This is a genomic window from Comamonas guangdongensis, assembly GCF_041079535.1.
In the GTDB taxonomy this organism is placed as follows: Bacteria; Pseudomonadota; Gammaproteobacteria; order Burkholderiales; family Burkholderiaceae_C; genus Comamonas; species Comamonas guangdongensis.
Genome location: NZ_JBFYGN010000059.1, coordinates 1 through 1,987, shown reverse-complemented (window position 1 = coordinate 1,987; position 1,987 = coordinate 1). Strand labels below are relative to the sequence as shown.

The window sequence follows — 1,987 nt, the reverse complement described above, 5'->3', positions numbered from 1 at the left end:
GCGACCCTACGGGGATTCGAACCCCGGTACTCACCGTGAAAGGGTGATGTCCTAGGCCTCTAGACGATAGGGTCAAATCCTAGGAACCGGCTTTTCAACCGATTAAAAAAGCGCCTTCGAAAAAAGGCGCTTTTTTAATCAAGCGACTGGCTTGCAAGTCGAGCTGCTGATGATTCAGATCTTCACGCCCCTCACTTGAGACCCGAACTATAACAGAAACCATGGACTCCAAAAATTTTGAGCCTGATTTAATTTCCCTGGATGGCACGAAATCGCATTCATAGACCCGGGGTACAGCGACAAGCACAAGGCACAAACACCACGACCGAACCAGCTCGCCTTGCACGCAGCATGCGCTCCTGCGCGCTCTTGAGCAGCGCAGGAGCAGCGCAGGAGCAGTCCGGTTTATTTGCTCAGATCGACGCCCATACGCTCCCGGGTCAGGCTTACCGCAACCAGAGACACCAGCGCCAGTGCCGCGATGTAGACGCCGATGTAGTACGAATGGCCGAAGCTGGTGATGATCCACTCGGCCACCGTGGCCGCAAAGGCGCCACCCAGAATGGTGCCCAGCGCGTAGCCTATGGAAACACCCGAAAAACGCACGTTGGCGGGGAACATTTCGGCATACAGTGCGGCCTGTGGCCCATATGTCAGGCCCAGTGGAATGCTCAGAACGGCAAGCGCCACGAAAAACAGGGCCAGGCTGCCGGAATCCACCAGCCACCACATGGGCACGGCCCACAAGGCCAGCAGCACATAGCCGATCTGGAAGGTCCTCACACGGCCCAGGCGATCACCCATGATGCCCCCCAGCAGAGTGAAGAACAGCCAGCTCACCGAAGCAGCCATGCAAATCAGCAGCAGCGGCGTGGCGGACAGACCCAGCCTCTTGCGGCCATAGGCCACGAAAAACGCGATCAGCAGATAGCCTGCGGCATTGTTGCCCACGAAGATCAGCGCCGTGCGCAACACCTGACCGCCATGGGAGCGAAACAGGGTGCGCAGCGGTGCGGACGACTCTGCCTTGCGCGCATGCATCTGCTCGAAAATCGGAGACTCGCCCACGGTGCGGCGGATCAGCGAGCCCACCCACACCAGAGCCAGCGACAGCAGAAAGGGAATGCGCCAGCCCCAGGCCATGAACTGCTCGTTCGACATCGACGAGGTCAGCACGCTCAGGACCAGCGTCGCCAGCACCAGCCCGATAGGCACGCCGATCTGGGGGAAGGAACCGAAAAAACTGCGCCGATGGCGCGGTGCATGCTCCACCGACATCAGCGCAGCGCCGCCCCACTCCCCGCCGGCCGAAAAGCCCTGGACCACCCGCAGCAGCACCAGCAATATCGGCGCCCACACACCGATCTGCGCATAGCTGGGCAGCAGGCCGATGAGCATGGTCGAGCCACCCATCAGCACCAGAGTCATCACCAGCACCGCCTTGCGCCCCAGCCTGTCGCCCAGCGAGCCGCAGACTATGGCCCCCAGCGGCCGAAACAGAAAAGAGATGCCTATGGTGGCAAAAGAGATGATCTGCGCCATGGCCGGGTTGCTTTGTGCCAACGGCCCAAAGAACAGCGCCCCCAGCACCAGACCGGCCATCTGCGCATAGATGAAATAGTCATACCATTCGATCGCCGTACCGACGAGGGTGGCGGTCAGCACCTTGCGTTCGTCGGGAGTGACGGAAGCCGTCTCGAACACGGGCATGCCCATAGCGGATGAATCGCTCATCGCGTTGTCTCCTGTTATCAAAATAAGGAAAGCGCGCAGGCCTTGCCGGCGCCTCCGGCGCAGCAAGCGGCATGCGGTCAATCAATGGGGCCAGCCCTTACATTCGTGGCCGCGGTGATGGGTGGTGGGCTGCGGGGCCAATCCTGCACTCAGGTTTGCTGTATTGGCCATGCTCATCACCCCTGCAGCTGAGCCCACACCTGCTGGTCGCGCTCGGCGGTCCAGATGCGCGGCCAGTCTATGCCGTCGAACT

At 60.8% G+C, this 1,987-nt stretch carries 1 protein-coding gene and 1 tRNA gene; both read right to left on the bottom strand.

Annotated features, from left to right (window positions below; genetic code table 11):
• Position 1: 1 nt before the first annotated feature.
• Positions 2 to 74, bottom strand: a tRNA-Glu gene (locus AB6724_RS21720).
• Positions 75 to 405: 331 nt separating this feature from the next.
• On the bottom strand, positions 406 to 1,734 hold the full coding sequence (locus tag AB6724_RS21715) for an MFS transporter (RefSeq protein WP_369340612.1): 1,329 nt from the start codon (positions 1,732 to 1,734) through the stop codon (positions 406 to 408).
• Positions 1,735 to 1,987: the final 253 nt, after the last annotated feature.

Coding starts and splice junctions, on each gene's coding strand:
- AB6724_RS21715 (WP_369340612.1), bottom strand. CDS start 1,734: ATGAGCGATTCATCCGCTATGGGCATGCCCGTGTTCGAGACGGCTTCC.